We start from the raw sequence: 4243 nt of genomic DNA, 5'->3' as shown, positions 1-4243 counted from the left end.
CATGCGGTATTGCACAACCAGAAAGACGCGGGCACCTACATCCCGTTGCAACACCTGTACGAAGGCCAGCCACGTTTCGACCTGTACGATTCGTTCCTGTCCGAAGAAGCCGTACTGGCGTTCGAATACGGCTACTCCACCACCACGCCAGAAGCGCTGGTGATCTGGGAAGCCCAGTTCGGCGACTTCGCCAACGGTGCCCAGGTGGTTATCGACCAGTTCATCACCAGCGGTGAGCACAAGTGGGGCCGTCTGTGCGGTCTGACCATGTTGCTGCCACACGGTTATGAAGGTCAGGGGCCGGAGCACTCGTCGGCTCGTCTGGAGCGTTACCTGCAGCTGTGCGCCGAGCACAACATCCAGGTGTGCATGCCGACTACGCCGGCCCAGATCTACCACTTGCTGCGTCGTCAGGTGATTCGCCCGCTGCGCAAACCACTGGTAGTCCTGACTCCGAAGTCGCTGCTGCGTCACAAGCTGGCCATCTCGACTCTGGAAGATCTGGCCGAAGGTTCGTTCCAGACCGTTATTCCGGAAATCGATGCGCATGATCCGAAAAAGGTCACTCGTCTCGTGCTGTGTAGCGGCAAGGTCTATTACGACCTTCTGGAAAAACGCCGTGCCGAAGGTCGTGACGACATCGCCATCGTGCGTCTTGAGCAGCTGTACCCATTCCCTGAGGACGACTTGATTGAAGTCCTGGCTCCTTATTCCAACCTCAAACACATCGTTTGGTGCCAGGAAGAGCCGATGAACCAGGGTGCCTGGTACTGCAGCCAGCATCACATGCGCCGCATCATTGGCGGTCACAACAAGTCTCTCGTACTCGAGTACGCGGGCCGTGACGCTTCTGCTGCACCTGCTTGTGGTTATGCATCGATGCACGCCGAGCAGCAGGAAAAACTGCTGCAAGACGCCTTTACTGTTTAACGCCTTCGCGCACCTGAAACCGAATTTAAGGAACCACAGACAATGGCTATCGAGATCAAAGCCCCCACTTTCCCGGAATCGGTTGCCGATGGCACCGTTGCCACCTGGCACAAAAAGCCGGGCGACGCGGTCAAGCGCGACGAACTGATCGTCGACATCGAAACCGATAAAGTCGTACTGGAAGTGTTGGCTACCGCTGATGGCGTGCTGGGCGCTATCATCAAGAACGAAGGCGACACCGTTCTGTCCGACGAAGTCCTGGGCTCCATCGGGGAGGGCGGTGCTGTTGCCGCCGCTCCGGCTGCCGCTGCCGCGCCTGCACAGGCTGCTGCTTTGGCCGCTGTTGGCGAAGATGATCCTGTTGCTGCACCGGCTGCTCGCAAGCTGGCTGAAGAAAACGGCATCAACATCGCTTCCGTTGCCGGTACTGGCAAAGGCGGTCGTGTGACCAAGGAAGACGTGGTTGCGGCGGTTGCTGCCAAGAAAGCCGCTCCGGCTGCCGCGCCTGCCAAGGCCGCTGCCCCGGCTGCAGCTGCTCCTGTGTTCGCTGCTGGCGACCGCACCGAGAAGCGCGTGCCGATGACTCGCGTGCGTGCCACCGTGGCCAAGCGCCTGGTTGAAGCCCAGTCGAACATGGCGATGCTGACTACCTTCAACGAAGTCGACATGACTGAAGTCATGGCCCTGCGTTCGAAGTACAAGGACCTGTTCGAGAAGTCCCACAATGGCGTGCGCTTGGGCTTCATGTCGTTCTTCGTGAAAGCGGCCACCGAAGCGCTGAAACGCTTCCCGGCAGTCAACGCTTCCATCGACGGCGGCGACATCGTGTACCACGGCTACGCTGACGTCGGCGTTGCCGTGTCCAGCGACCGTGGCCTGGTGGTGCCGGTTCTGCGTAACGCCGAACTGATGAGCCTGGCTGAAATCGAAGGCGGCATCGCTACCTTCGGCAAGAAGGCTCGTGACGGTAAGCTGACCATCGACGAGATGACCGGCGGTACGTTCACTATCACCAACGGTGGTACCTTCGGCTCGATGATGTCGACCCCGATCGTCAACCCGCCGCAAGCGGCAATCCTGGGCATGCACAACATTCTGCAGCGTCCAATGGCGATCAACGGTCAAGTTGTTATCCGTCCGATGATGTACCTGGCTCTGTCCTACGATCACCGTTTGATCGACGGCAAAGAAGCTGTGACTTTCCTGGTTACCATCAAGAACCTGCTGGAAGACCCGGCTCGTCTGCTGCTGGATATCTGATTTCGTTGCACGGGCCGCTCAGCGATGAGCGGCCTTTCTGTAATGACCAGCTTCGTCCCACGACGGTCTCCAAAAGGGACCGTCCGGTTTGATTCGAGAAGGAATGACACATGACTCAGAAATTCGACGTGGTAGTGATTGGCGCGGGCCCTGGCGGCTACGTGGCTGCCATTAAAGCGGCGCAACTCGGCCTCACGACTGCCTGCATCGAGAAATACACCGACAAAGAGGGCAAACTGGCCCTCGGCGGTACTTGCCTGAACGTCGGCTGCATTCCGTCCAAGGCGCTGCTGGACAGCTCCTGGAAGTTCCACGAAGCTCAAGACGGCTTCGCGATCCACGGTATCAACCACGCTGGCGTGACCATGGACGTACCAGCAATGGTCGGCCGCAAGGCCAACATCGTCAAAGGCCTGACCTCCGGCGTTGCTACCCTGTTCAAGGCCAACGGCGTGACCCCCCTGCAAGGCCACGGCAAACTGCTGGCCGGCAAGAAAGTCGAACTGACCAAGCCTGACGGCACCGTCGAAATCATCGAAGCCGAGAACGTGATCCTCGCTTCGGGCTCGCGTCCGATCGACATTCCACCGGCTCCGGTTGACCAGAAAGTCATCGTCGATTCGACGGGCGCTCTGGAATTCCAATCGGTTCCAAAACGTCTGGGCGTGATCGGCGCTGGCGTGATCGGTCTGGAACTGGGTTCGGTATGGTCCCGTCTGGGCGCTGAAGTGACTGTCCTGGAAGCCCTGGACACGTTCCTGATGGCTGCTGACGCCGCCGTTTCCAAAGAAGCGCTGAAAACCCTGACCAAACAAGGTCTGGACATCAAGCTGGGCGCTCGCGTTACCGGTTCCAAAGTCAACGGCGAAGAAGTCGTGGTGACTTACACCGACGCCAACGGCGAACAGACCATCACTTTCGACAAGCTGATCGTAGCCGTTGGTCGCCGTCCAGTGACCACCGATCTGCTGGCAGCTGACTGCGGTGTGACCATCGACGAGCGTGGTTTTGTGTTCGTTGACGATCATTGCGCCACCAGCGTACCGGGCGTTTTCGCCATCGGTGACGTGGTTCGCGGCATGATGCTGGCACACAAGGCCTCGGAAGAGGGCATCATGGTTGTCGAGCGCATCAAGGGTCACAAGACCGAGATGAACTATGACCTGATCCCTTCGGTTATTTATACTCACCCGGAAATTGCATGGGTAGGTAAAACCGAGCAGGCCTTGAAAGCTGAAGGCGTAGAAGTTAACGTCGGCACTTTCCCGTTCGCAGCCTCTGGCCGTGCCATGGCAGCCAACGATACCGGTGGTTTCGTCAAAGTTATCGCCGATGCCAAGACTGACCGCGTATTGGGTGTCCACGTGATTGGCCCGAGCGCAGCAGAACTGGTACAGCAGGGCGCAATCGGCATGGAATTCGGCACCAGCGCCGAAGACCTGGGCATGATGGTTTTCTCCCATCCGACCCTGTCCGAAGCCTTGCACGAAGCAGCTCTGGCAGTGAATGGCGGCGCCATCCACATTGCCAATCGCAAGAAACGCTAAGCGGATAATAAGAAACCACGGCGGTTTGGCCCGTCGTGAGCCTTGCATGCAAGACTCACCGCGGAATATCCGCTGGACGCAGTCTTGCGTAGCTCAGCTACGCAAGCAGCAGTCACAGGTGGTGCGGCACTTGAATGAGTGCAGCACCGAATGCGCAGTACCTAACGAAGACGGTAATAAGCATGAATCTTCACGAGTATCAGGGTAAGCAGCTGTTCGCTGAATACGGCCTGCCAGTTTCGACCGGTTACGCGGTAGACACCCCGGAAGCAGCAGCAGAAGCTTGCGACAAAATCGGTGGCAGCGAATGGGTTGTCAAAGCCCAGGTTCACGCCGGTGGTCGCGGTAAAGCGGGCGGCGTCAAGCTGGTTCGCAGCAAAGAAGACGCTAAAGCATTCGCTCAACAGTGGTTGGGCAAGCGTCTGGTGACTTACCAGACTGATGCCAATGGTCAGCCAGTCACCAAGATCCTGGTTGAATCGTGCACTGATATCGCTAAAGAGCTG

Annotated in this window: 3 protein-coding genes and 1 pseudogene (1 of these 4 cut by a window edge); all 4 read left to right on the top strand. The window is 58.3% G+C overall.

Annotation, left to right across the window (positions count from 1 at the left end):
* Positions 1–930, top strand: a pseudogene (locus ACIPIN_RS28680) (2-oxoglutarate dehydrogenase E1 component) (its annotated part extends 1427 nt beyond the left edge of the window); the annotation flags it as partial.
* Between the two features lie 42 nt (positions 931–972).
* Complete coding sequence (odhB, locus tag ACIPIN_RS28675) at positions 973–2190, top strand: 2-oxoglutarate dehydrogenase complex dihydrolipoyllysine-residue succinyltransferase (RefSeq protein ID WP_401124832.1); 1218 nt, start codon at positions 973–975, stop codon at positions 2188–2190.
* Between the two features lie 110 nt (positions 2191–2300).
* On the top strand, positions 2301–3737 hold the full coding sequence (gene lpdA, locus ACIPIN_RS28670) for a dihydrolipoyl dehydrogenase (RefSeq protein WP_401124830.1): 1437 nt from the start codon (positions 2301–2303) through the stop codon (positions 3735–3737).
* Positions 3738–3919: 182 nt separating this feature from the next.
* A partial coding sequence (locus ACIPIN_RS28665) for an ATP-grasp domain-containing protein (RefSeq protein ID WP_401124827.1) occupies positions 3920–4243 on the top strand: 324 nt, incomplete at its 3' end.

The sequence above is a fragment of the Pseudomonas sp. NPDC087697 genome, from assembly GCF_044743155.1.
Taxonomy (GTDB): domain Bacteria; phylum Pseudomonadota; class Gammaproteobacteria; order Pseudomonadales; family Pseudomonadaceae; genus Aquipseudomonas.
The sequence above is the reverse complement of the archived record's forward strand: the minus strand, read 5'-3'. Positions and strand labels throughout refer to the sequence as shown.

What these genes read in the sequence shown, in the direction of transcription:
- odhB (WP_401124832.1), top strand. Translation starts at nt 973, where the DNA reads ATGGCTATCGAGATCAAAGCCCCCACTTTCCCGGAATCGGTTGCCGAT.
- lpdA (WP_401124830.1), top strand. Translation starts at nt 2,301, where the DNA reads ATGACTCAGAAATTCGACGTGGTAGTGATTGGCGCGGGCCCTGGCGGC.